24 protein-coding genes and 1 riboswitch are annotated in these 24,505 nt (G+C 46.6%); of the genes, 10 read left to right on the plus strand and 14 right to left on the minus strand.

Features of this window, described 5'->3' with window-relative positions:
* Nucleotides 1–24: 24 nt before the first annotated feature.
* Genes WH95_RS06840 through WH95_RS06855 form a run of 4 tightly spaced genes read right to left on the minus strand, consistent with a single transcriptional unit; the run spans nt 25 to nt 2,642 of the window.
* A complete protein-coding gene (locus tag WH95_RS06840; protein WP_204247731.1) occupies nt 25–636 on the minus strand; it encodes a thiamine phosphate synthase in 612 nt (203 codons plus the stop codon).
* The gene (locus tag WH95_RS06845) at nt 629–1,417 is read right to left on the minus strand and encodes a thiazole synthase (RefSeq protein WP_204247732.1); all 789 of its coding nucleotides are present in this window, start codon (nt 1,415–1,417) and stop codon (nt 629–631) included. Before WH95_RS06845 ends, WH95_RS06840 begins: the two co-directional genes overlap by 8 nt.
* A gap of 2 nt (nt 1,418–1,419) precedes the next feature.
* Nucleotides 1,420–1,617: a sulfur carrier protein ThiS gene (gene thiS, locus WH95_RS06850; protein WP_046504856.1), complete on the minus strand. Its 198-nt coding sequence runs from the start codon at nt 1,615–1,617 to the stop codon at nt 1,420–1,422.
* Nucleotides 1,617–2,642 carry an FAD-dependent oxidoreductase gene (locus WH95_RS06855; protein ID WP_046504859.1) on the minus strand — a complete coding sequence of 342 codons (1,026 nt, stop codon included), beginning with the start codon at nt 2,640–2,642 and terminating at the stop codon, nt 1,617–1,619. Before WH95_RS06855 ends, thiS begins: the two co-directional genes overlap by 1 nt.
* A gap of 139 nt (nt 2,643–2,781) precedes the next feature.
* Nucleotides 2,782–2,894: riboswitch (TPP riboswitch) on the minus strand.
* 237 nt (nt 2,895–3,131) lie between these two features.
* Between WH95_RS06855 and WH95_RS06865 the strand changes: the two genes are divergently transcribed.
* Nucleotides 3,132–3,302, plus strand: coding sequence for a periplasmic nitrate reductase, NapE protein (locus WH95_RS06865; protein ID WP_046504864.1), 171 nt, complete (start codon nt 3,132–3,134; stop codon nt 3,300–3,302).
* Between the two features lie 171 nt (nt 3,303–3,473).
* Here WH95_RS06865 and WH95_RS06870 read toward each other — a convergent pair whose 3' ends face one another.
* The 9 genes from WH95_RS06870 to WH95_RS06910 form a co-directional block, all read right to left on the minus strand.
* Nucleotides 3,474–4,085: a NapC/NirT family cytochrome c gene (locus WH95_RS06870; protein ID WP_046504866.1), complete on the minus strand. Its 612-nt coding sequence runs from the start codon at nt 4,083–4,085 to the stop codon at nt 3,474–3,476.
* Between the two features lie 8 nt (nt 4,086–4,093).
* On the minus strand, nt 4,094–4,546 hold the full coding sequence (locus WH95_RS06875; protein WP_046504870.1) for a nitrate reductase cytochrome c-type subunit: 453 nt from the start codon (nt 4,544–4,546) through the stop codon (nt 4,094–4,096).
* A gap of 1 nt (nt 4,547) precedes the next feature.
* Nucleotides 4,548–7,055, minus strand: a complete 2,508-nt coding sequence (gene napA, locus WH95_RS06880; RefSeq protein WP_046504873.1) for a nitrate reductase catalytic subunit NapA — start codon at nt 7,053–7,055, stop codon at nt 4,548–4,550.
* Nucleotides 7,056–7,098: 43 nt separating this feature from the next.
* Nucleotides 7,099–7,437 (minus strand): chaperone NapD, encoded by a 339-nt coding sequence (locus WH95_RS06885; protein ID WP_052741848.1) that lies wholly within the window; start codon nt 7,435–7,437, stop codon nt 7,099–7,101.
* A 187-nt stretch (nt 7,438–7,624) separates the two neighbouring features.
* On the minus strand, nt 7,625–8,776 hold the full coding sequence (locus WH95_RS06890) for an ABC transporter ATP-binding protein (protein WP_046504876.1): 1,152 nt from the start codon (nt 8,774–8,776) through the stop codon (nt 7,625–7,627).
* Between the two features lie 78 nt (nt 8,777–8,854).
* Nucleotides 8,855–9,688 (minus strand): carbohydrate ABC transporter permease, encoded by an 834-nt coding sequence (locus WH95_RS06895; protein ID WP_046504878.1) that lies wholly within the window; start codon nt 9,686–9,688, stop codon nt 8,855–8,857.
* Between the two features lie 12 nt (nt 9,689–9,700).
* Nucleotides 9,701–10,633, minus strand: coding sequence for a carbohydrate ABC transporter permease (locus WH95_RS06900; protein ID WP_046504881.1), 933 nt, complete (start codon nt 10,631–10,633; stop codon nt 9,701–9,703).
* 88 nt (nt 10,634–10,721) lie between these two features.
* Nucleotides 10,722–11,993: an ABC transporter substrate-binding protein gene (locus WH95_RS06905; RefSeq protein ID WP_046504883.1), complete on the minus strand. Its 1,272-nt coding sequence runs from the start codon at nt 11,991–11,993 to the stop codon at nt 10,722–10,724.
* A 64-nt stretch (nt 11,994–12,057) separates the two neighbouring features.
* Nucleotides 12,058–12,954: an N-acetylmuramic acid 6-phosphate etherase gene (locus WH95_RS06910; RefSeq protein ID WP_204247733.1), complete on the minus strand. Its 897-nt coding sequence runs from the start codon at nt 12,952–12,954 to the stop codon at nt 12,058–12,060.
* Between the two features lie 279 nt (nt 12,955–13,233).
* Here WH95_RS06910 and WH95_RS06915 point away from each other — a divergent pair, with 279 nt between their 5' ends.
* Genes WH95_RS06915 through WH95_RS06945 form a run of 7 tightly spaced genes read left to right on the plus strand, consistent with a single transcriptional unit; the run spans nt 13,234 to nt 20,434 of the window.
* Nucleotides 13,234–14,127, plus strand: coding sequence for a BadF/BadG/BcrA/BcrD ATPase family protein (locus WH95_RS06915; RefSeq protein WP_052741849.1), 894 nt, complete (start codon nt 13,234–13,236; stop codon nt 14,125–14,127).
* Nucleotides 14,124–14,885, plus strand: a complete 762-nt coding sequence (locus WH95_RS06920; protein ID WP_046504885.1) for a GntR family transcriptional regulator — start codon at nt 14,124–14,126, stop codon at nt 14,883–14,885. The genes WH95_RS06915 and WH95_RS06920 overlap by 4 nt, the downstream gene beginning before the upstream one ends.
* 17 nt (nt 14,886–14,902) lie before the next feature.
* The gene (locus tag WH95_RS06925; protein ID WP_046504887.1) at nt 14,903–15,934 is read left to right on the plus strand and encodes an SIS domain-containing protein; all 1,032 of its coding nucleotides are present in this window, start codon (nt 14,903–14,905) and stop codon (nt 15,932–15,934) included.
* The gene (gene nagA / locus WH95_RS06930) at nt 15,934–17,094 is read left to right on the plus strand and encodes an N-acetylglucosamine-6-phosphate deacetylase (protein WP_046504890.1); all 1,161 of its coding nucleotides are present in this window, start codon (nt 15,934–15,936) and stop codon (nt 17,092–17,094) included. Before WH95_RS06925 ends, nagA begins: the two co-directional genes overlap by 1 nt.
* Before the next feature lie 24 nt (nt 17,095–17,118).
* Nucleotides 17,119–18,207: a Gfo/Idh/MocA family protein gene (locus WH95_RS06935; protein ID WP_046504891.1), complete on the plus strand. Its 1,089-nt coding sequence runs from the start codon at nt 17,119–17,121 to the stop codon at nt 18,205–18,207.
* A gap of 38 nt (nt 18,208–18,245) precedes the next feature.
* Complete coding sequence (gene fbaA, locus WH95_RS06940) at nt 18,246–19,319, plus strand: class II fructose-bisphosphate aldolase (protein WP_046504893.1); 1,074 nt, start codon at nt 18,246–18,248, stop codon at nt 19,317–19,319.
* A 14-nt stretch (nt 19,320–19,333) separates the two neighbouring features.
* On the plus strand, nt 19,334–20,434 hold the full coding sequence (locus tag WH95_RS06945; protein ID WP_082114025.1) for a carbohydrate kinase family protein: 1,101 nt from the start codon (nt 19,334–19,336) through the stop codon (nt 20,432–20,434).
* A gap of 38 nt (nt 20,435–20,472) precedes the next feature.
* Here WH95_RS06945 and WH95_RS06950 read toward each other — a convergent pair whose 3' ends face one another.
* Entirely contained in the window at nt 20,473–20,751 is a 279-nt protein-coding gene (locus WH95_RS06950; RefSeq protein WP_342667120.1) for a CDGSH iron-sulfur domain-containing protein, read from the minus strand.
* Between the two features lie 619 nt (nt 20,752–21,370).
* Between WH95_RS06950 and WH95_RS06955 the strand changes: the two genes are divergently transcribed.
* Entirely contained in the window at nt 21,371–22,228 is an 858-nt protein-coding gene (locus WH95_RS06955; protein ID WP_046504901.1) for an OmpA family protein, read from the plus strand.
* Between the two features lie 144 nt (nt 22,229–22,372).
* Nucleotides 22,373–24,412: an AsmA family protein gene (locus WH95_RS06960; protein ID WP_052741850.1), complete on the plus strand. Its 2,040-nt coding sequence runs from the start codon at nt 22,373–22,375 to the stop codon at nt 24,410–24,412.
* The last annotated feature ends 93 nt before the right edge of the window (nt 24,413–24,505 follow it).

Below are 24,505 nucleotides of genomic sequence, written 5' to 3' on the forward strand. Positions count from 1 at the left end.
ATGAGTGAGGCTATTTTTCGAAAGCTAATCTATGTCGAGTTGTGATGCGCTTAGCTCAAGCCACTCCTGAAGGCGCTCTTCAGGACTATCGTTATAGAGAACGTCTGTAACAACACAGATAATATCGGCACCTGCTGCATAGATATCTGGTGCGCGTTCGACGGTCAGTCCACCGATTGCGACAAGAGGAGTGTCGCCAACCATCTCTTTCCATCGGCTCACGTTTTCTGCGCCTTGTGGTGCCCAATGCATTTTTTTCAAGATTGTTGGGTAGACTGGGCCCAGTGCAACATATTCCGGGTCGAGATCAAGAGCGCGTTCCAATTCACCTTCGTCATGTGTGCTGATGCCAAGTTTTAAGCCTGCGCTTCGAATAGCACCAATATCTGCGTCGTCCAGATCTTCCTGACCTAGATGAATAAAGTCACACCCAAGTTCAATTGCGAGTTCCCAATAGTCATTGATGATTAACTGCGCGCCATACTCATGGCACTGTTCCTGCGCATAGCTAATTTGCTCTCTGAGTTGTTCTTCAGACGCATCTTTTATACGGAGCTGAACGAGCTTAAGTCCCAGAGGCAAAAATCTTGGCAACCACTTGGCATCATCGACGATTTGATAAAAGGGATTAAGCATGATCTTGATTCCAGAAAGGTAGCCCGGCAACCGGGGTTGATGGGGCGGCCATGTCGCGCTTTTCAATGGGGTCGGCCTGATAACACTGCAGACCACTTTCAATGGCAAGGGCAAAGGCCTTGGCCATAAGAACGGGATCTCCGGCTTTTGCAACAGCTGTATTTAACAAAACGGCATCATAACCGAGCTCCATCGCGGCGGCGGCATGGGATGGCAAGCCGATGCCAGCGTCAACAATCAATGGAATATTGGGGAAGTGTGCCCGCAATGACCTCAGTCCATAGATATTGTTGAGGCCCCGTCCGCTGCCAATAGGGGCTCCCCAGGGCATTAATATTTCGCACCCTGCTGAGATGAGCTTTTCTGCAACAACGAGATCTTCGGTTGTGTAGGGAAAAACCTGAAAGCCGTCTTCGCTCAGAATACGTGCAGCCTCGACCAGGCCAAAAACATCGGGTTGGAGGCTGTCATCTTCGCCGATAACTTCCAGCTTTACCCATGGCGTTTCGAATATCTCTCGTGCCATGTGCGCAGTGGTAACAGCTTCCTTGACACTTTTACACCCAGCAGTATTGGGCAGTACTTTTGCGCCACTATCCTTGATAAAGGACCAGAAGTTTTGCCCGGCTTGTTCTGTGCCGGACTCTCTGCGCAATGAAACCGTGACGATTTCTGCTTTGGAGGCTTTGATGGCTTCGAGCATTATCGCCGGTGAGGGGTAAAGAGCCGTGCCGATCAGGAGCCGGGAAGATATTTCATCGTCATAAAACTTAATCGTCATTCTCAACCTCCCTGCATGGGGGCGACGATCTCTATTTGATCACCGTCGGTAATTTTATGTTCATGACGCATACTGGCTGGTGCAAGGGTGCCATTAACGGCTGTGGCAACCTTTGCAGTACCGTATCCCTGTTCTTCCAGTAGCTCGGAAAGTGACGTTGCCTGTGTTGTCATTTCTTGCCCGTTCAATAGAATATTCATTACATATTTCCTGTGAAGTGCGCAGGTTCATTGGATTGTTCACTTGTCGTATTGAGACGCAGTACTTGCTCTACCAGTTGTTTTGCCATTGCCGGCGCTGCCAGATATCCGTGGCGATACATACCATTCAGGTAGGTGGTTTTGCCTCGGTGGATAATACGTGGCAGGTTATCGGGAAAGGCCGGGCGGGCATCAACGCCGATTTCAATGATTTCTGCTTCGCCAAAGGCTGGATGTAGCGCATAGGCCGCTGATAGAAGCTCCAGAACTGAGCGGACGGTCGCTCCGGATCGATTTTCATTTTCGAGCATTGTGGCGCCAACCATAAAAAGACCGTTGTCCCGGGGCACGATATAGAGAGGAATTCTGGGGTGTAACAGGCGTACCGGGCGAGAGAGTTTTACTTCATTGCTTTTGATCAACAACATTTCGCCTTTTACGCCTCGCAGTTCATCCAGATGATCTTGTGCGGCAAGGCCACGGCAGTCGATGCGATGATCTGCTTTTGACGGGGCCTCAAGTTCCTGTTTTGAAAAAGAGGTCTGCGTGCAGAACTTAACACCTTTGTTTTTGAGGTGTGTTACCAGTTCAGGTAATACCTGTCTTGGATCAAAATGCGCTTCGTCAGGATAATAAAGGCCCGTGGTAAATCGGTCTGCAAGATCGGGTTCCAGGGTTGCGATTTGATCCTGTTTGACCTGTTGCCAATTGTTTGTTCGGCGGCCAAATCGTTTCAGGTCTGGTAAATCTCGGGATGTTGCGACAACCAGTGTTCCCTGTTGTTGATACGATGATGTGAATTGCTTCCAGAATTTCATCGATTCCAGACCCAGCTCACCGATCAGAGGTTCGGCGCTTTCCATTTCACACCAAGGGGCTAACATACCGCCAGCCCACCAGGAACAGCAATTTTCATCAGGTCCGTTACTGGATGAAATGACAGTAACATCACAATTTTTCTCGGCAAAAAATGCGGCGCAGGAAAGGCCGACGATCCCCGATCCAATAATTTCTATCGATGGCATTACCGAACTCTCTGAACTGGTGGTACGTGAACAAAGGTTAGGCTATGTTGGTTTGTGCCATTGCGATATTTCATATCGTTTCCTTGGTAAGACAAGAACTATTAAAATCCAGGAAAAGGCATTTGGGGGAATGGAGCTCAAGTAACTCGAAATCCTTTCCCTTCGCCGGAATAACCCGGATCAGGTTCAAAGAATCCCGCACAGTACCAGTGCAATCTCAGCCCTTTACTAAGGGCACCCCTAGGAAACTAAAGTTTATAAAAGATAGAGCTTCAAGAGACAAGCAAGTTACGGTTGGATCCAAGATATTTTGTAGGATGGTATCAAAAGCAGTGTTATGGGTTATTGTATGTAAGGGGGATTTATTGAGCCAAGATTGATATGAATCAAAACTCTTTTTATCTTTGGGTGTATTATATAACCTGATTTAAAGTTTTCGTGCGTCTGCAAAGACGTTTTCTCAAACGCTGTTAACCAGAGGGATGTAACGTGCAAGAAACTCCAACTGCAACACATGAGAAAACCAAGACACAAGAAGTGTCATTGTTCATGTTTTTAGCCGCGGGTCTTATTCCTGCGCTTACCATTGCCCTGGTCGGTGCCTATGGGTTTTCGATCTGGATGTATCAGATTTTTGTGTCAGGCCCGCCAACTCAGTAAATGGCCCTCCAATTCAGTAAATGGGTAGTGGTCATTCTGATCTTGTAAAAAAACTCAGGTGTTTTCATCTGAGTTTTTTTGTGCCCGGTTTATGTATAAAAAGTTTCCGTATAAAAAAACGGGCCGTTAAAAGGCCCGTTTTTTAAGAATGTATTTATTGTTGGTTGTGTCTTATTCCCAACCTTCAACACCAGTCATATCGGGTAACTCGTGTGCGATACCTTTGTGACAATCAATACAGGTTTTTTCACCGGTAAAGAGGAACGTCTGGTGCGCTTCGGCAGCACGGGTTGACTGGACAGTGATATCCATTGATTCTGTTGAGTGACAGTTCCGGCATTCCAATGAGTTGTTGGCTTTCAGGCGATCCCATTCATGCCCGGCAAGGCGTCTGCGTTCAGCCTGAAACTTTTCACGGGTGTTGATAGTACCAAACAGCTTGCCCCATACTTCTTTGGATGCCTGCATTTTGCGGGATATTTTGTCCGTCCAGTTATGTGGAACGTGACAATCCGGGCAGGTTGCGCGTACGCCAGATCTGTTGCTGTAGTGAATGGTTGGTTGCAACTCCACAAAAACGTTGTCGCCCATTTCATGACAGCTGACACAGAATTCTTCCGTATTGGTGTATTCCAAGGCGGTGTTGAAACCACCCCAGAACATGACACCGGCAACAAAACCACCAATGGTCAGAAAACCAATTGAAAGATGCTTGGCTGGGCGATTGGCGCTGGACCAGATCCTGCAAACCAATCCCCAAAGTTTTTTGAAAGGTGTCAACATGGTTTTGCCTATTCACCCTTTATGATGTCTTCAACGTCAGTGAACTCGTTTTCCACCAGTGGAGGTGCTGTGACTTGAGTAACGTGACATTGATTACAGAAATATCTGCGCGGTGAAACCGTTGCCAGGACTTGATTGTCCCGGTCCATATAGTGCGTAATGCTCACCATTGGTGCTTGTGATTCACCTGTACGTGTTCTGGCATGGCAGGACATACACTTGTTTGCATTGAGAGAGATTTCATAATCCCGTGTTTGGTGTGGGATAGTCGGTGGTTGTTCTGGATAGTTCCGAACACGCTTAATATCGTTGTTTTCAACTTTGTTCATCTTGGGGGCACCTGCTTCAGAAGCGATAGGCTCACCCTGTCTCAACGTTGCTGCGCCGTCAGAAAGTGCAGTTGTACTTGCCAGTGCGATCAGACCAAAAGCAGTGGTGATATGTATAAGAAAGCGTTTCATTTTATGCTCTCCCCGTTGCAACAATTTTAACAGCACATTTTTTAAAGTCTGTTTGTTTGGAAAGTGGATCGGTTGCATCCAGTGTGACCTTGTTGATCAACTGACTTGCATCGAACCAAGGCACAAAAACCAATCCTTTTGGGGGTTTGTTACGCCCGCGGGTTTCTACCCGGGTTACCATTTCACCACGTCTAGAGATTACTTTCACCTCTTGGCCGCGTCTCAGGTCTCGGCTTTTGGCATCCTCGGGGTGCATAAAGACAACTGCGTCCGGGAAAGCTTTGTAAAGTTCTGGAACGCGTTGTGTCATGGAACCGGAATGCCAATGTTCTAGGACACGACCGGTTGATAACCACAGATCATACTCATCATCCGGGCTTTCTGCGGCTGGTTCGTAGGGGAGGGCAAAGATAATAGCGCGCCCGTCCGGCTTGCCGTAGAAGTCATAATCACTACCGGGTTTGGCGTAAGGGTCTGATCCTTCCTTGAAGCGCCATTTGGTTTCTTTGCCATCTACAACAGGCCATCTGAGGCCACGTTCTTTGTGATAGGTATCAAATGGAGCCAGATCATGAGCATGACCGCGCCCGAAAGAAGCGTACTCTTCGAAAAGGCCCTTTTGCACATAGAAGCCAAAGTCATTTGATTCCTGATTGGCATAGTCTTTGTGCGTTTGTTCCAATGGATACTTATCGACAGATCCATTTTTGTAGAGGACCTCGTAAAGTGTTTTACCCTTGTATTCCGGGTTCTCTTTTAGAACGTCGGCAGGCCACACTTCATCCGTGGTGAAGCGTTTAGAGAATTCCATTAGCTGCCACAGATCAGAGCGTGCCTCGCCGGGAGCATCAACAAGCTGGTGCCAGAACTGTGTTCTACGCTCTGCATTACCATAGGCACCTTCTTTTTCTACCCACATCGCTGTTGGTAAAATAAGATCAGCTGCTTCAGCAGTGACTGTTGGGTAGGGGTCAGAAACGACAATGAAGTTTTCCGGGTTGCGATAACCGGGATAGCCTTCTTCATTGAGGTTCGGTGCCGCTTGCATGTTGTTGTTACACATTACCCAATAGGCATTGAGCTTGCCGTCTTTGAGCATGCGGTTTTGTAAAACTGCATGATAACCTGGTTTGGGTGGAATAACACCGGCCGGGATTTTCCAGATTTTCTCTGCAATAGCCCGGTGTTTCGGGTTTTTAACAACCATATCTGCAGGAAGACGGTGCGCAAAGGTCCCAACTTCGCGGGCTGTACCACAGGCAGAGGGCTGGCCGGTCAGAGAGAAAGGGGAGTTTCCTGGGGTAGAGATTTTACCAACAAGCAGGTGGATGTTGTAAATCAGGTTGTTACACCAGACACCACGCGTGTGTTGGTTTACACCCATGGTCCAGAAAGAAACCACTTTACGATCAGGATCGGCATAAAGTTCAGCTAGCTCGATCAGGTGTTGTTCGGAAACGCCAGAAAGTTTGGATACCTTTTCGACAGTGTAGTCGGCAACAAAGGCTTTGAACTCTTCAAAGTTCATTTCGGAAGAACCGCCCGCTTTATCAGCGTTCTTCGCTTTCTTTTGCAATTCATGCTCTGGACGCAAACCATAGCCGATATCATCATTACCACGACGGAAGTTCACGTGTTTTGAGACAAAATCTTGGTTTACCTTGCCGTTCTGGATGATGTAGTTGGCAATGAAGTTGAGAATTGCCAGATCAGTCTGTGGTGTGAAGATCATTGGAATGTCTGCAAGATCATAACAACGGTGTTCATAGGTAGAAAGAACAGCAACTTTGGTGGTTTCTGGTGCGCTCAGGCGACGGTCTGTGACCCGTGTCCAGAGGATGGGGTGCATCTCTGCCATATTAGAGCCCCAGAGAACAAAGGTGTCTGTTGCTTCGATGTCATCGTAACATCCCATTGGTTCATCAATACCAAAGGTACGCATGAACCCCCCAACCGCAGAGGCCATACAGTGACGTGCGTTTGGATCAATGTTGTTTGAGGCAAAGCCGGCTTTCATTAACTTGGAAGCTGCATAACCTTCCCAAACGGTCCATTGACCAGACCCGAACATACCAACAGCAGTTGGGCCTTTTTCTTTGATGGCAGATTTAAATTTGTCTGCCATGGTATCAAAGGCAAGGTCCCAGGATACTGGCGTGAATTCGCCTTCTTTATGATATTTACCGTCTTTCATGCGAAGAAGCGGTGTTTTAAGGCGATCTTTCCCGTACATGATTTTGGACAGGAAATACCCTTTCACACAGTTCAAGCCGCGGTTGACTTCTGCTTTAACGTCGCCGTGTGTTGCAACAACTTTACCTTCTTTTGTCCCAACCATAACACTACAGCCTGTACCGCAGAAACGGCAGGGAGCTTTGGACCAGGTTAATGCTGTTTTTGAGCTTTCTGTGAGCAGGTTGCTTGCGGCGCTCGGTGCGGTCATTCCTGCAACACCGGCGGCGACAGCAACGGCGTTCGCCTTGATATAGTCACGTCTTGATAACTTCATGACATCGGTTCCTCAGTTAATCTGTTGAATTTCAGATTTAATTTCAAACTTCTTCGTGTTGATAGACGGGGGTGAAAGAATAGACGTTTGCCAAAGATTGAATGCTTTCAATGGTTCTTACGGCATCTTTGCTTGTCGGGGCGTCTATAAGAACAACCAGTTTTCCCTTGTCATCGACCATGGGAACATCTGCATGTGGGTGCTCCATAATGGCACGCAGAGTTTCTTCCAGGTGTTCTGGCGGTGTCTGTGCGATATGGCTTGAAATAAATAACTGAGCGTCATCTGTCATGTTATCGTAATTCCCAAAGCCCTTGTTAACTGTCGCGGTTATTGCCGGGTCTGTTCCGGTTGCTTCGTTGTTTTCAGTTAACTGTTTCATCTCTCTCATCGTTTTTATAGATACTATTTGAGTGCATCTTATAGACTGGGCACAAACTATCTTTGATATGGATCAAATGATAAACGAATCTGGCCTGTCTGATTTTGGGGGATAGTACCATAAAAATAGCCCTAAAACTCGTATGAGTTTTAGGGCCGAAAATAAATTGCGTTTTTAGGTTGTGTGCTTATGCGCTAAGTTTGGGTGCGATATACTTTTCATCACTCGTTGTTCGGGCCAAAGCATTGCCCTCGGCATTAAAAACGTGAACGGCAGAAAAATCAGCACAGAGTTCGACTTTGTCGCCTGCTTTTGTTGTGCTGTGTCCGTCCGTTTTGACGCAAAGTGGGTCGTTCTCTCCGTTTTCAAGGTAAAGATAGCTGGCTTCCCCAAGTCGTTCGACGACATTTACTTTGGCCGAGAGTTTGAAGTCCTGGTCATTGCCTTCTTTCATATGTTCAGGACGGATACCAATCGTGACTTTATCACCAAGCTTTGCTTCATCGGGGTGAACCGGAATGCTGGCGGTGCTGTTGTCATAATCGAGCAGTACATCAAGACTTCCGGCATGTACGGCAGTGACTGTACCTTCGAGGAAGTTCATAGAGGGCGAGCCGATAAAACCTGCGACAAACTTATTGGCTGGGTGATGATAAAGTTCAAGTGGCGAACCGCATTGAGCCACATGGCCGCCGTTTACGACAACGATTTTGTCGGCCAGTGTCATGGCCTCAACCTGATCGTGAGTAACGTAAATAATTGTTGCTTCCAGGTCCTGGTGCAGTTTGGCGATTTCCAGTCTGGTGTTTACGCGCAATGCTGCGTCAAGGTTACTTAGCGGTTCGTCAAAGAGGAAAACATTGGGATCACGAACAATTGCACGACCAATGGCAACTCGCTGGCGTTGTCCACCGGAAAGTTCGCGCGGATATCTGTGCAGATAATCTTCAAGTTTAAGGCTCTTTGCTGCCTTCCGGACTTTTTCATCAATCAGCTTTTTGTTTTCACCGCCGCCAAATAGCCCCTTTTTGCCAAGGGTCAAACCAAAAGCCATGTTCTTGTATACAGTCATATGCGGGTAAAGCGCATAGGACTGAAAAACCATGGCGATCTTGCGCTGAGAAGGTGTCATGTCGTTGACTGTTTCCCCGGCAATCTCAAGCTTGCCATCGGTAATGGTTTCCAAACCTGCGATGAGCCGAAGGAGTGTCGATTTTCCACAGCCGGACGGGCCGACAAAGACCACGAACTCACCATCTTTGATGTCGATATCTATTCCGTGCAGTACTTCAGCTTTGCCATAGGATTTCTTGATACCTGAAAGTTTGATATCAGCCATGAATCTACCTCTCCTGATGCACAGCTGTGCATGTCGTCATGAGTATTATAAAGTTTTTTGTTTTTGCCTTGTCCCGGGTCATTTGACAGCCCCTGATGTCAATCCACGTATCAACTGTCGAGAGAAGATCACGTAAAGGATCAGGATGGGGACAATCGCCAAGGTCAGTGATGCCAAGACCGCATTCCAGTCGGTAACATACTGTCCGATAAACTGCTGGATACCGAGCGTCACGGTTGCCGTTTCCTGGCTTGGGGCAAGGATAAGCGGGAACCAGAGATCATTCCAGATTGGTATCATGGTAAAGACCGCAACCGTTGCCAGTGCCGGGCGAATGAGGGGCAATATAATTGACCAGAAAATTCTGTACTCGGAAACACCATCACACCGGGCGGCTTCTTTCAGATCATTGGGGATTTGCGCGATGAATTCCCTGAGTATGAATATCGCCAGAGGTAAGCCCTGGGCCGTATAGACAAGGACAAGTGCCGTAAGGGTGTTCACCAGCCCCATGCCGACAATCATCTTCAACAGGCTAACGCTGCCCAGACGAATGGGGATCATGATGCCGATAGCAAGGTAAAGTGCCATCATGTTGCTGCCGGGAAAATCGTATTCAGCCAAGGCCCATGCGGCCATTGCACCTAGCAGCAAGACAAAAACCAGACTGATGACTGTCACGGATATCGAGTTAGTGAAGTAGATGTCGAATGATGATCGGGCGATAACCTTCTCAAAACCGACAAGGTCAAAAGTCGTACCTGTTGGAAAGGCGAGTGGATCTCTGAAAATTCCTTTTTTGCTTTTAAAGGAATTCATGATCACGAGGTAAATCGGGAACAACGCAATAAGGGTGTAGCACATAAGGACGGCATGAACGCCTAACGGGCCAACGCGTTTTGAAAGTTTCATCTGTCCGTCCTCCTAGAGTTGATAGCGCTGCAAGCGACGCTGGATAACAAAAAGATAGAGCATGACACCGCAAAGGATGACCAGGAACATTAAGCTGGCAACAGTCGCGCCCAATGTGGCGCTGCCGGGTTGTAGCTGATAACCAAAGAAGGTGCGGTAGAACATTGTGCCCATAATATCGGTTTCGAAATTTGGACCTGCAAGCGCGCCCTTGACGGCATAAATGAGATCAAAAGCGTTAAAGTTAGCCACGAAAGTCAGAACTGAAACCATTGCAATTGTTGGTAAAATCAAGGGTAATTTGATGCGCCAGAAAGCCGTCCACTGGTTCGCGCCATCAACAATGGCTGCGTCGACAAGATCATCTGGGACATTGAGCAGTGCGGCATAGATCAACATCATAGGAATACCGACAAATTGCCATACGGAAATAAAGGACAGGGTGATAAGAGCGGTGGACTCTTCGCCAAGCAGGGCAGGTAGTCCGTCAGTCATACCGACAAAACCAACAAGTGTATCGCCTACCCCCCAAAGCGGGCTGAGGATCAGTTTCCAGATAAAGCCAATGATGACAACCGATAGCATGGTCGGCATGAAGATCAGGGTGCGATAGCTGTTCGCCATCTTTAATCTGGGCAAACTCAATAAAGCCGCAAGTAATAGACCGATCGGGTTTTGAACAAACATGTGAATGATAAAGAAGATAAAGTTGTTCTCTAGTGCATTCCTGAAGTCTGTCCACCACCGTTCATCGGTGAGAATGAGAACATAGTTATCCCAACCGACAAAGGATGTAATGCCTTCGGCTGTTTCATCGTAAAAGCTGTATCTGACTGTATCGATCAAGGGGATGATCATAAACAGAGTATAGATCAGGGCCGCAGGCAAAAGGAACACTAAGACATGTGTTCGAAAGAACGATCCCCTTTGGTTTTTTAAGGCCATATGGATTTGTACTCACTTCGATTGGGACGTAATTTATATGCAAAACGCCGGTACCGATCGGGTACCGGCGTTTTATTATACCAGACTTTTATTGCTGTGGTTTATACCAGCTAGCAAGTCCGTCCTGTGCCTTCTTGGCGGCTTCTTCTGCTGTCATGGTGCCGTTGATAACGCCAACCGATGTATTCCAAAGATCGTTTTCAAGGTTTGGTGTGCCACGTGAAAGGATCTGGTAGGAGTTACGGATAGAAGATTCACATTTACCGCGCCAGCTCACGAATTCCTGCGCAACAGGATCGCTAATAGTTAGCTCGTGCTTTGACAGGGCATAGAAGCCTGGCAGGGCATTAGAGAAAATGGAACCAGCTTCAGCAGATGCCATCCAGCTAAGGAAGGTTTCGGCTGCTTCTACATTCTTGGAGGCAGCATTGATGCCAAGGCCAATGTCTGTGTGATCTGAAATATAGCAGGTTTCCTGTCCAGCCGGAACGGGTGGCGGGAAGGCACCAAATTCAAAATCAGCCTGGCCATTAAAGGTTGAGATATCCCATGATCCAGCCGGGTAGATCGCTGCGCGACCCAAGCTAAAGAGGTTTTGGCTATCTGGATAAGACTGGCCTTTGTAGCCTTTGCCCAGATAGGGTCCCCATTCAGCTAGATGCTCATATACTTTTACATACTGAGGATCAGTCAGTTTTTCTGTACCGTCGATCAGACCCTTACGGCCTTTTTCACCAGCCCAGAAGTTTGGACCAACATTCTGGAAGCCCATGGTTGCTGCTTCCCATTGATCGGCAGTTCCCATTGACATCGGGATATAGGTGCCGTCTTCCTTGATCTTTTCCAGCGTTGCCATGAATTCAGGAATGGTTTTTGGAATTTCCAGACCCAGTTCTTTAAAGGCTTCTTTGTTATAAATGAAGCCGTGGATCACAGATGCCATTGGCAGACAGAATGTTGTGGAGCCGTCATCTGTTTGCCACGCTGATTTGGCAACGCTTGAGAAGTTCTCCATACCCGGAAGGTCATCAACTTTTGTCAAATGGCCTTTGTTGTAAAGATCAAGAGAGGCGTCAAAAGGCTTACAGGTAATGAGGTCACCAGCTGTGCCAGCGGTTAGCTTGGCGTTCATGTTGGCGTTGTATTCTGTTGGTGGAGATGGTGCAAAACGAACTTTGATGTCTGGGTGTGATTTGTTGAATGCTGGAATGATTTGGCTTTCCCAAATTTCCAAATCATCCGTACGCCAGCTTTCTATAACCAGTTCATCTGCAAAGGCTGATACTGTTGGCGTTAGTGATGCAGCTGCCAAAGCAATTGCAGCAACACTTGTGCCGAGTGTTAAATTACTTTTTTTCATCTTATCCTCCGAGTTAAAAAAGTGTCCGGGTTTTTCCCGGTTTTTGTTAAACTTATTAATTAGGTTACTTCAGTTGTTGCATTGCTTGACGCAAATGCCCCCGATTATCGGCGAGGGCTTTTTCTGCATCAGCTTTGGGATATTTCATTGCCAATAGGACAGCTAGCTTTATATCTCTGTCTGCAGTTTTCAGGCATCTTTTTGCTGTTTCCTTGTCCGTTCCTGAAATTTCTTGGACAATAGCCGCACCGCGTCTTTCCAATTTTTCGTTGTTGATGATCATAGAAACCATCAAACCGTCGTGTACATGGCCAAGCTTTGTCATCGTCAGGGTTGATAACATGTTCAGCGCAGCCTTTTGTGATGTTCCTGCTGCCATTCTCGTTGATCCTGCGATGACTTCGCTGCCACTATCCAGAAAGATAGAATGATCAGCATAATCAAAGGTTGGTGCATGCTTGTTGTTGGCAATGCTGACGACCAGAGAGTTTTTCGAGCGGGCGTGTTTGACAGCTGCCAGGGTGTAGGGCGTCGATCCACTTGCCGCGACAGCGACGATTACATCATGTGCATTTATTTGATGTTTTTTAAGGGCATCGATGGCAATTTCTTCATCATCTTCTGCGCCACCCATTGGCGCAAGAAGGGCGTCTTTGCCTCCTGCGATCAATGGAACCAGTTTATCTAACGGCCAGCCATAGGTAGGATTAAGTTCGACACAATCTTGAATGGCAAGGTGTCCGGAAGATCCTGCGCCAATGTAAAAGAGACGCCCGCCATTCGACAGGCGGTCGGCAATTGCCTCTGCACTTTCTGAAATTTCAGAAACTACATGTTGTATGCAGGAAATAGCGCGCAGTTGAGAAGCCCATAACGCCTCAAGAATTTCCTCGGCAGGCCAGGTATCTAGACTATGATAACGGGGGCTATGCTTTTCTGTGCCCTGCAACTCTTTTGACAAGCTTTTTGATCCATCAATTTGTAATAATTTATTAGATAATACCAAAAAGAAACCAATTTGAAATCAATTTTTTCTATTTTTATAACTTGTTAATCAATTTATTAATAAAATATTTATTTTCAATTCTTTGTAATTGGTTGTAAATAAACGATGAATTGTGATTCAATTAATATTTTTCAAAAAAACAAAATCTTTTGAATTTACCTTTCCTCTGAAATAACTTAAATTGGTATTTAATTGGTTTTGTGTATTGGTCTTTTATTGGTTCTGGAGTGGTAAGTGGCAAACGAGATGCTCTATGCAGGTGTTGATGGTGGCGGAACGAGTTGTCGCGTTCGAGTTGAGGATGCGAATCGTAACGTACTTGGCGAGGGTTTTGCCGGACCATCAAATTCAAGGCTTGGGGCTGTTCGGGTTTACTATGAAATTGAAAAGGCCTGTCTTGAAGCGCTTCATCAATCGGGACGCGGGCGAGAAGATTTTGCTTCCCTTCATGTAGGATTGGGGCTTGCTGGTCTGGGATTGGAAAGTGAGCTTCAGGCAATGCTTTCTTTCCCGCATTCTTTTGCATCCGTTTGCGGAGCTACTGATGCCTATACGGCGTGTCTGGGGGCTCATGCCGGCGAAGATGGGGGTATTCTTATCTTGGGGACAGGGTCATGCGGGCTGGGTATTGTTAACAATGATGTTATCAATGTTGGCGGTTGGGGATTTGAGATCTCGGATCACGCCAGTGGGGCTGTTCTGGGGTTAACAGCAGTTCGCAGTTCTCTTTTTGCTGCTGAAGGGTGTCGTCCGGAAACACCTATGACAAAGGCAATCATGGCGCATTTTAAAAATGATCGTCAGGTAATGGTTAAATGGGCTGAAGAAGCAGAACCCCATCATTATGGTTCTTTTGCGCCGCTTATTTTCGATCATGCTGACGATGGTGATGAACTCGCGGGGCGGATCGTCGCCAAGTCCGTGCATGAAGCAGGGTGCATGATACAGGCCTTGGTTGACAAGGGTGTTAAGGCTGTTTGTCTTATGGGGGGCGTGTCAAAGCGTATCGCCCCAAGATTACCGAAAGAATATCTAAAAATTCTAAGAGAACCGTGCGGTGATGCGATGGACGGTGCCATCAGAATGGTACGAAAGAAGACGTCTGAAGATCAGGGGGCTTTAAAATGAAAGTAAGTACCTTCCGCGCCCTGAAAGTAAAATCCCGACTGGATGGTGGTAACCCGACACCACTCTATAAACAATTGCAAACTCTGATCAGGCAAGCGATTGAAAGCGGTGCTTTTAAGGTGGAGGATGCATTGCCCAGCGAGCGTGACATAGCTTCTGAATTGGAGGTGTCACGCGTGACAGTCCGTAAGGCAGTACAAGGGCTGGTACGCGATGGTTTGCTTGTGCAACGTCATGGGGCAGGAACGTTTGTTGCTTCGCGAATGGAACAACCACTTTCTAAATTAACCAGCTTTACCGAAGATATTACAGCCCGGGGAATGCAGCCGTCTGTGGTTTGGGTTGAACGCGCAACTGGACTTGCGACACCGGAAGAAGCTATGGCGCTTAATCTTTCACCAGGTGTGGGTGTCTCACGGCTGCACCGAATACGTTGCGCAGACGGTAAGGCGTTAGCAATCGAACTTGCAACTGTTCCTCAGGAATTCTTGCCGGACCCTTTGGCAGTTGAAGATTCTCTATACAAAGTTCTTGATAAATCCGGGTTGCGTCCTTTGAGGGCTCTGCAAAGGTTAAGGGCTGAATTGTTGCAACCGACCCAAGCTGATCTGTTGGGTGTATCTGTTGGTGGTCCAACTCTTTATATCGAAAGACGTTCTTTCCTGCCCGATATGCGTCCTATTGAATTTACCAGATCTCATTATCGTGGAGACAGTTATGATTTCATCGCTGAACTCTATTTGGATAGTCGTGATTAATACGAATGAAATGAAGAATGACGAATAAAATAAGCCTGATGGCAAAAGAAACAGTCGAAACACCGGCTGTTATTTCAAGACAACTCCGAGCAAACAGAGACGTTCTAGAGGATCTGTCCAGACGGATACGTGAAAAGAAATTTCGTTTTATAGCGACCTGTGCGCGGGGTAGTTCTGATCATGCCTGTGCCTTTGCAAAGTATGTATTGGAAATTGGTACTGGCCTTCCCGTGGTTTCTTTCGCGCCGTCCGTCTCTACGCTTTATGGCGGGGTGTTAAAGCTGCAAGACAGTTTGTTCATTGCTGTGTCTCAATCTGGGCGGAGCCCCGATTTGGTACAGGCAACGCAACAGGCAAAAGACCAGGGCGCTTTTATTCTTTGTATCTGTAATGATGCGACATCACCGCTTGTGGCTTTGGCAGATTGTTTTCTGCCGCTTCATGCCGGTCCTGAAAACTCTGTTGCGGCAACAAAAAGTTATATCGCATCTTTGACAGCCTTGCTTCAACTGAGTGCAATCTGGAATTTTGATAGCGGTTTGTTGCCAGCTTTGGAAAAGCTTCCGGATCAACTGGATCGGGGTTTGTCTGCGGATTGGTCTGAGCCCGTTGAGTTGTTGGCGGCATCGTCCAACCTGTTCACTGTCGGACGGGGGCCAGGTTTTGGTATTGCCCTGGAATCTGCGCTCAAATTTAAGGAAACATCTTATATTCATGCGGAAGCTTTCAGTGCCGCAGAAGTAAAGCACGGTCCTATGTCTCTGGTGGCCGATGGCTACCCCGTACTTCTTTTCAGACAAAGGGATCAATCCTGGGATTCAGTCGGAGAGCTTGCAGAGAATTTTCGCGAAAAGGGTGGGGCGGTTTTTACTGTGCAGGAAGGCCTTTTGAGCAAAGGGATCTTGCCAATTGAAAGCAATATTCATCCCTTTTGCCAGTTGCCCGTGATGATTCAGAGCTTTTATATCATGGCAGAGAAAATCACCCAGATGCGTGGCCTTGACCCTGATAATCCCCGTCATTTGAAAAAAGTAACGGAGACAGTTTGATGAAAACTGCTTTGACCAATACACATGTTTTCACCGGGGAAGAGTGGTTAGAAGCAGCAACAGTCATTATCAATGGCAGGATTATCGAGGCTGTCGGAACGTCCATCGACATTCCTGATGATGTGGATTGCGTCAGAAATTTAAACGGCGAAAAGTTGGTTCCCGGATTCATTGATGTACAGGTCAATGGTGGCGGCGGTGTTATGTTTAATCAGGATACATCACTCGCCGGGCTAAGATCTATTGCACAGGCACATCGTCGTTATGGTACAACGGGGATGTTGCCAACCTTGATTACCGATGATCGGCCTGTGATGGAAGCTGCTGTTACTGCGATGCAGGAAGCTCTTGATAATAATGAACCGGGTATTCTTGGTATTCATTTAGAGGGGCCTTATCTTAATCGGGTGCGAAAAGGGGTGCATCAGGAAGATAAGATCAGGTCTATGGAAACAGATGCCTTAGATCTTTTGTCTCGTCTTACTGCGGGTAAGACGTTGGTCACACTTGCCCCTGAAAAAAATACATCGGGAATTATTCGACAGCTTGTTGAGCGTGGGGTCTTGGTCGCTGCCGGACACACCGCCGGTGTTTATGATGATTATCAGGCTGCCTTTTCCGAAGGCCTTAGCTGCTTTACGCATCTATTTAATGCCATGACACCGATGGAAAGTCGTGAACCAGGGGCAGTTGGTGCCGCACTGGATAATGATGACAGCTGGTGTGGTTTGATTGTTGATGGATATCATGTTCATCCCGCAACATTACGAAGTGCGATCAAGGCAAAGAAACGCGGTAAGATGATGTTGGTGACTGATGCTATGGCCACGGTGGGGAGCGATCAGGATTTTTTTGAACTTTACGGGCAAAAAATCTACAGCCGCGAGGGGCGTTGTACTACGGCCGAAGGTGTTTTGGCAGGTGCACATCTGGATATGGCTACAGCAGTGCGTAATAGTGTTGAGTTGTTAAGCCTTTCCCATGATGAAGCTCTGCGAATGGCGTCGTTATATCCGGCTGAATTCCTTGGTTTGGGGAATGAACTCGGACGTATTGAAAAGGGATATAGAGCATCTATGGTTTTGTTGGATGATGCTGGTCTTGTTCTTGATACCTGGATTGATGGGCGCGACACGGGAATGGATGGACTAGATATCTGAGGATATCCAAAGAGGAAATTAACAATGGGTAAGCAGAGGGTTCTTGTTGTTGGCTTGGGAAATATGGGGCAATCCCACGCCAAAGCCTATCATCATCTGGAAGGGTTTGAAATTGTTGGACTTTGTAGCAGAAGCCTGAATGACGAGACATCTTTACCCGCTGAAATTTCCGGCTATGACCGATTTTCCGATTATGATGAAGCTCTCGATCTTTTAAAGCCAGATGTTGTTTCTATCAATACCTGGCCGGATACACATGAATCCTATGCTTTAAAAGCTTTTGAGGCCGGAGCACACGTTTTTCTGGAAAAGCCGATTGCGGATAGCGTCGCGGGGGCTGAACGTGTCATCAAAGCTGCACAAAAAAGGAGCCTTAAACTCGTTATTGGTTATATTCTGCGCCATCATCCTTCGTGGCAGGAATTTGTTTCTCAGGCGCAAAAATTGGGAAAACCGCTTGTGATGCGGATGAACCTTAACCAGCAAAGTAGTGGCGACACTTGGCAGGTACATAAGCAGCTTATGAAAAGCATATCACCGATCGTTGATTGCGGTGTTCATTATGTTGATATGATGTGTCTGATGACACAGGCGCAACCTGTAAAGGTACATGCGATCGGTGTTCGGTTAAGTGATGAAATTGATCCTGACATGTATAACTATGGTCAGCTCCAGGTTACATATGATGATGGATCTGTGGGCTGGTATGAAGCAGGTTGGGGGCCAATGATGAGTGAGACGGCATTCTTTGTTAAAGATGTCATTGGGCCAAAGGGCTGTGTGTCAATTGTTGCCGAAGATCAAAACCGGGCAGAAGACAAGGCAATGGAATCTGACGATATTGATGCACATACCAAAACGTCGGCACTATTGTGTCATTCATCGAAACTCAATAACGATAAGTCATTCGCACATAAAGATAATTTAATCCGAATGGATGATGAGCCTGGTCACGATGCTCTCTGTCAAAGAGAACAGGAGTTCCTGTTAAAAGCCATTATAGACGATTTAGATTTGACATCTCACATGCAGGATGCTGTGAACAGTATGAAAATTGTTTTGGCTGCGGATGAATCGGTTCGAAGTGGTCAGGTTGTACATTTGAAACGCTAAGATGCGTTTTGTCATATAGATAACAGGGAGGATCGGCGGTGTCTGAAAAACTTCGCCCGGGTGTTGTTACCGGTAAGGACTATGAGAAACTTGTAAAGGCTTGTAAGGCCGGGAACTATGCACTACCAGCTGTTAACGTGACCAGCAGCAGTACAGTAAATGCCGTTTTGGAGGCAGCTGCGCGTAACAAATCAGATGTTATCATTCAGGTCTCAAACGGTGGAGCAGGTTTCTATGCCGGTGCGGCGTACCCGGATAGCCTGCAGGGCAAAGTACTGGGTGCGGTTTCTCTGGCCCAGCACGTTCATCTGTTGGCAGAAGGTTATGGTATTTGTGTTGTACTGCATACGGATCATGCCAATCGCGGTCTTTTGCCATGGATTGATGGTCTGTTGGCAGAGGGTGCAAAGTTCCGTGAAAAGAACGGAAAGCCACTCTACACGTCTCATATGATTGATCTTTCCGAAGAGTCTCTGGAAGATAATGTTGGCACCTGCGCTGACTATCTGAAGAAAATGGCGCCACTTGATATGAGCCTGGAAATCGAGCTGGGTGTTACTGGCGGCGAAGAAGACGGCGTTGGGTCCGAGCACACTGGTGCGGATAACCCCAAACTCTATACACAGCCAGAAGACGTGGCCTATGCCTATGAGCAGCTGAACCCGCTTGGCGATTTTTCGGTTGCGGCATCTTTTGGTAATGTGCACGGGGTATATAAGCCCGGTAATGTCAAGCTTCGTCCGGTGATCCTTAAGGACTCCCAAGCACTTATGACAGAACGTTATGGCTTGGAAGAGAATTCGTTGGATCTAGTTTTCCACGGCGGATCGGGCTCTTCCGAAGCTGATATTAAAGAAGCTGTTTCATATGGTGTCTTTAAAATGAACGTCGATACTGATCTGCAATATGCTTACTCGGAACCAGTCGGTGCTTACGTAAATGCGAACCAGAATGCATTTGTTGCTCAGATTGATCCGGAAACGGGTAAACCCCTGAAGAGCAAATATGACCCTCGTAAATGGGTGCGTCAGGCAGAGCAAGGTCTTGGTACCAAGTTAGATGAAATCTTTACTGTACTGGGCTCTGTTGGAAAGTCAGTGGCACAAGGTTAATTAGATAGGACTGTATGATGAAGGCGCTGACACTGGGTGGGGCTACTGTCGATATTATCGCGTCAGTATCTGACGATGAGATCGAACGTATGACAATGCATAATGCGATCACGAACTTTCTTCTTTTGGAAGAAGGTAAAAAAGTGGACGCTGAGAACATTGAAACCCACACTGGTGGCGGTGCCATCAATGCTTCTGTTTCTATGGCTCAATTGGGCATAGATGTTTCCTGTGTTGTGAAATTGGCTGATGATATCGAAGGCCAGATGGTTTTGAAGCGTTTGGAAGAAAAGTCTATTGGTCGTCAATGGGTTTTATCAAACGCTGATTTACCAACGGGCTGTGCCGTAATGGTGTCGTCGCATGTCAGAAACCCGACAATCTTTGTCGCTCGCGGGGCGAATACGCTTCTGACACCGGATGAGATCAAGCCGGAAATGTTCAAAGGCGTTGAACTTACCTATGTGACGGGGTTGAGTGGGGCATCTGCTGATTGCTTTCCTAATATTGTAAAGCTTGCTAAAGCTGCGGGAAGCCTTGTCGTTGCGAACCCCGGAATTCGACAACTTTCCTCGCGTACCCAATCATTCTGGAACTCTCTTCAATACATTGACGTTCTGGTGATGAATGAGGTTGAGGCAGGGCAACTAGTGCCTTTCGTCTCGGCAAAGTCAGAAATTGATGCGGTCCATCCATGTGCTTATTCAGATGATGCCAAGCTTCCTGAATTGCTGAAAAAAGGGGTGGGGGTTTCTGGCACTATGATGGGATTGCGTGAATTCACCCAGATAATAAATCGTCTTGGGCCAGAACGCCTATTGGTTACCAACGGTAAGGAAGGGGCTTATCTCGGCACAAATGCGCAGATTATTTTTTGCCCGGCACAAAAAGCCAAAGTAATGGGGACTGCCGGTGCAGGGGACTCTTTTGCATCAACTTTTGCTTCGTTTATCGGCCTTGGTAAAGGCGAAGAGCTGGCACTGAAAGCAGCGTCAATTAATTCAGCTTCCGTGGTTTCTGTTATGGATACACAGTCTGGATTACTTACCCAGGATCAGCTTGTGGCCGGTATTGAAAAGGCTGACTGGCAGAGGTATCAGAGCTATTGCCTATAATAATTTGTAATTAGCTGATCCAAAATTAATATTTGAGATCAAAGCAGGTGCTTGTGATTGCCGTCACAAAACGGTTTGTTAGAGCTGTGCTTGCATTGACATAGAAAGTACTTCTTCGTTTTTTCAGCCGTAAAGGATATGGGTTGAAAACTCGTACCCCTGTGGCTGCCATCACAAAAGGGTTGTTTCTTAGAGCGGCCGCATGCACACCAAAAATAAGTTTTCCCTTCTTCAAGCTGGACAATAGATGGGTTGGTGTCCGCTATTTCAGGGGTTTCCATTTGTCTATCTCCTGAATTTTTTAATGATAGTATCATATTTGATTGTTTTTGTTGTTATCTTTATCTTCCGGTGGTTTAGTTTGGCTGAATGACCTTACCTGTTCTCTGTTTTTGGATTTTATTTTCAAGATTTTATTCAGGGCATTCGTTTTATTCAGAGTATTAGATGGTGAATGTACAGATGAGCACGGAAACCTTGTGTTTCAGGTCATCGTGTATTTTATAAGCTTGGATCAATCTTAAAGGTCTAATGAAAACAATGTTCTAGTGGTAAGTAATTTTACCAAGATGTGTTTTGAATTTAGATCTGTATTCTTCTTAACAAGACGTTAAACAAACAATGTTTTTAATTACTCTAGGTTGATGTTTTGTTTGTTCCACTCTAGTGTCAACCTGATATTAGGAGAAACTTCGACGACAACAAGTATTGATTCCTTTTGGTATCTATCTGATTTTGTGTTATTTTCTTTGTGTCAATAAAGAGGCTGGGAATGTGGTCTCTGGTAATCTCAGACGATGAACGGTAATCTGTTCATTCTTGTTTGTGCAAAGACCGTACAGTTAAGTGTGAATGGCACTGAATAATTTAGTATCTGTTTCAATATTTAGTTTGTCTCGTTTTTAATGAATATCTAAACCTTCAAGGGAGAATATCATGCGGGGTTTAAAATTTGCTTTGGTGGCCGGTGTTGCGGCTGTAACTTTGTCTGCTTGTGCTGATCGTTATCAAATGGCCAGCGATGCAGAACCTTCAGGCTCTTCGTTTACAAGAGAGCTTTACAAAGGTTACGTCGGCCTTTCAGGTGATGAGAAAGGTGAGCAGGATTGGGCTGATTCTAATCTGTTCGCAGACAAAGCATTGGCAGCTGCTGATGGTAAGGCTGTTGCTCCTGAAGAGGTCGCAAATTGGGATCTGGATGCTGAGTTTGTCGATGATCTTTCTTCCGCACATGATCGTTTGGCATCTGCCTTGGCAAATGGTGCCGCTAATGTTGCGCCAACATCTGCTGCGAGTGCACAGGTAATGTTTGATTGCTGGATCCAAGAGCAGGAAGAGAACATTCAACCTGATCACATTGCCGCTTGTCGTGATGGTTTCCTGGCTGCAATGGCTAAAGTTGATGCCGCCATGGCTCCAAAGCCAAAAGCGCCTGCTCCGGCACCTGCTCCCGCTGCTGCGCCTGAACCATATGCAATTTACTTTGATTTTGATTCAGACGTGCTGACTGTTGATGCACAGGCAGAGGTTTCTGTTATCGTGGCTGCTGTGAAAAAGCATTCACCTTCAAAAGTGATTGTTGCTGGCCATACAGACACTGCTGGTTCTTCCGAATATAACCAGAACTTGGCAAACAGACGTGCTGCTGCAGTTGTAAGTGCGCTAGAAAGTCACGGCGTTGCTGCTTCTATCGTTCAAAGTCAGGGCGTGGGTGAGAATGCTCCGGCTGTTGATACAGGTGATGGTATTTCTGAATTCAGAAACCGTCGTGTTATCGTGACACTTGTGAAGTAATTCACATGTCTGGCTGATAAGTGCCAGAATCAAAAGGCGGTACTGGCTTAATGCGGGTACCGCCTTATTGTTATATTCGTCTATACCCTTCAATAAACCGTGTCATTTGCATGATTTTCACCAAATCGTGTAATGGAGACTAAAATGAAAAAAATACTCTTATCAATCGGCGGCTTAATTTTATTGGTCATTGCTGTTCTATTGATTGCTCCCTTCTTTATTTCTCTTGAAGATTACAAGCCTGAAATCGCAGCAAAAGCAAAAGAAGCGACAGGACGCGATTTGAAAATTGGAGGGGAAATCTCTCTTAGCCTTTTCCCGACTGTTGCTGTCGAAGTTAATGACGTTGCTTTGGCAAACTATGAACAGGGGCAAAGCAAAGATATGGTAACCCTTGAGCAGATGGCGCTTGAACTACAGGTTATGCCATTGCTATCAAGTCAGGTTGTGATTGATCGCTTTGTTCTTATCAAACCAGTGATTAATCTTGAAGTTGATAAAACTGGCAAACCGAACTGGGAACTAGAAGGTGCGCAAACATCCTCAACTGATGCCACAGCGACTGACAGTTCTGATAGTTCAGGCGGGGAAAGCGGTTCTGGCCTTAGTGGTCTGTCTTTAGGTGATGTTCGTATTCAGGACGGTGAATTGCACTTCACTGATCTTGCATCTGGCACGAAAGAAGATATCGAAGCGCTTAACCTTGAGGTGTCACTCGAGGCACTAAATAAACCGCTGTCTCTTGACGGTCGATTGGACTGGAAAGCTGAGACGATTAACCTGAAAGCTGATGTTGCAAACCTGGAAAGTTTGATGAACGGCGGCAGTACAGCGCTTGAGGCATCTGTTACGTCATCACCAGTAAACTTTAGTTTCAATGGAACCGCTCAACAGGCTACTGCTTTTGCGCTTGCTGGTGCTCTTGATCTTGATGTGCCATCGGTGAAGAATCTAACCAACTGGGTTGGTGCGCCGATTGAAAGTCAAAATGAGGAAACTTTTGGTCAACTGTCTGTAAAGGGGCAACTTGATCTGAATGGTCCTGTGGTTGCGTTTGATGATGTCTCACTTGCCTTTGATGCTTTAACCGCTCAGGGAGCCTTGAAGATTGATAGTTCTGGTTCGGTGCCAAATATCGTCGCAGCTCTTTCTACTGGTGTTCTCGATATTACACCTTATCTTCCTCCTGAAAATGCTGCTGCGAATGATGTATCTACTGAAAGCTCTACGGGTAGTGCTTCGACAACACCAAGTTCCGGCGCTGATCAGGGATGGGATGACACGCCGATGGATTTTTCAGGTTTGAAGGCTGTGAATGCAGATCTTGCTCTTAAATCCGAGGGTGTACAAATTCGCAAGATCACAATCGGTGTCAGTGAACTTGCTATTTTACTTCAGGGCGGTAAGTTAACCGCAGATCTGAAACAGCTCGCACTATATGACGGGCAAGCGCGTGGTAAAGTTGTTCTGGATAGCTCTAAGGCGACCCCGACAACTGCAATCAATTTTGATTTATCTGCTGTTCAGGCTGAACCACTGCTTTCAGATAGTGCTGATTTTGAAAAGCTTCTGGGGACCCTTAGTTCCAAAGCAAGCCTGACAACACAGGGTGCTTCTCAGAAGGCAATGGTATCTAATCTCAACGGAACCGGAGACTTTATATTCCAAGATGGCGCGGTTAAGGGGGTCAACATTCCTGGGCTAATTCGTAATGTGTCATTGGATGCCTTACAGAACTCTTTTGATGATGCACAATCAACTGATTTTGCAGAACTATCTGGTACTTACACAATTCAGCAAGGTGTCGTCAGCAATCAGGATTTAAGCATGATTGCGCCTTTGTTCAGGCTTTCTGGTAAAGGTACTGTGCCGATGCCACCCAAGACCCTGAATTATCGTGTCGAGCCTAAACTCGTTGGTGATCTCGAAGGGCAGGGCGGTGATACCGGTGCCAAAGGTATTGCTGTGCCTTTAATGATTACCGGATCTTGGAGCGATCCTAAGATAGCACCAGATCTTGCGGGTGCGCTAACTGATCAGCTGAAAGATCCGTCAGCTCTTATTGAAGGCGTTGCAGGTGGCGAAGGAGGTGCAAAGCTTCCTCTTGGCGATGGTGATGCTGGTGGGGTTGAAGAAGTCATCGAGAAGCCAAAGGATGCATTGAAAAAGCTCTTTGGTAACTAGGTCGCCCCCTAGAATTAGAAGCCAGCTATCATATCGATAGCTGGCTTTTTCTATTTTATGATGACTGTTCTTTCCTTTAATCGCTCAAAAAGT

Source organism: Kiloniella litopenaei (assembly GCF_000982415.1).
Lineage (GTDB): Bacteria > Pseudomonadota > Alphaproteobacteria > Kiloniellales > Kiloniellaceae > Kiloniella > Kiloniella litopenaei.

Coding starts and splice junctions, on each gene's coding strand:
- WH95_RS06945 (WP_082114025.1), top strand. CDS start 19,334: ATGATGAAGGCGCTGACACTGGGTGGGGCTACTGTCGATATTATCGCG.
- WH95_RS06905 (WP_046504883.1), bottom strand. CDS start 11,993: ATGAAAAAAAGTAATTTAACACTCGGCACAAGTGTTGCTGCAATTGCT.
- WH95_RS06900 (WP_046504881.1), bottom strand. CDS start 10,633: ATGGCCTTAAAAAACCAAAGGGGATCGTTCTTTCGAACACATGTCTTA.
- napA (WP_046504873.1), bottom strand. CDS start 7,055: ATGAAGTTATCAAGACGTGACTATATCAAGGCGAACGCCGTTGCTGTC.
- WH95_RS06875 (WP_046504870.1), bottom strand. CDS start 4,546: ATGAAACGCTTTCTTATACATATCACCACTGCTTTTGGTCTGATCGCA.
- WH95_RS06845 (WP_204247732.1), bottom strand. CDS start 1,417: ATGACGATTAAGTTTTATGACGATGAAATATCTTCCCGGCTCCTGATC.
- WH95_RS06885 (WP_052741848.1), bottom strand. CDS start 7,437: ATGAAACAGTTAACTGAAAACAACGAAGCAACCGGAACAGACCCGGCA.
- WH95_RS06960 (WP_052741850.1), top strand. CDS start 22,373: ATGAAAAAAATACTCTTATCAATCGGCGGCTTAATTTTATTGGTCATT.
- thiS (WP_046504856.1), bottom strand. CDS start 1,617: ATGAATATTCTATTGAACGGGCAAGAAATGACAACACAGGCAACGTCA.
- WH95_RS06870 (WP_046504866.1), bottom strand. CDS start 4,085: ATGTTGACACCTTTCAAAAAACTTTGGGGATTGGTTTGCAGGATCTGG.
- WH95_RS06920 (WP_046504885.1), top strand. CDS start 14,124: ATGAAAGTAAGTACCTTCCGCGCCCTGAAAGTAAAATCCCGACTGGAT.
- WH95_RS06950 (WP_342667120.1), bottom strand. CDS start 20,751: ATGATACTATCATTAAAAAATTCAGGAGATAGACAAATGGAAACCCCT.
- nagA (WP_046504890.1), top strand. CDS start 15,934: ATGAAAACTGCTTTGACCAATACACATGTTTTCACCGGGGAAGAGTGG.
- WH95_RS06895 (WP_046504878.1), bottom strand. CDS start 9,688: ATGAAACTTTCAAAACGCGTTGGCCCGTTAGGCGTTCATGCCGTCCTT.
- WH95_RS06955 (WP_046504901.1), top strand. CDS start 21,371: ATGCGGGGTTTAAAATTTGCTTTGGTGGCCGGTGTTGCGGCTGTAACT.
- WH95_RS06840 (WP_204247731.1), bottom strand. CDS start 636: ATGCTTAATCCCTTTTATCAAATCGTCGATGATGCCAAGTGGTTGCCA.
- WH95_RS06855 (WP_046504859.1), bottom strand. CDS start 2,642: ATGCCATCGATAGAAATTATTGGATCGGGGATCGTCGGCCTTTCCTGC.
- WH95_RS06925 (WP_046504887.1), top strand. CDS start 14,903: ATGACGAATAAAATAAGCCTGATGGCAAAAGAAACAGTCGAAACACCG.
- WH95_RS06935 (WP_046504891.1), top strand. CDS start 17,119: ATGGGTAAGCAGAGGGTTCTTGTTGTTGGCTTGGGAAATATGGGGCAA.
- WH95_RS06890 (WP_046504876.1), bottom strand. CDS start 8,776: ATGGCTGATATCAAACTTTCAGGTATCAAGAAATCCTATGGCAAAGCT.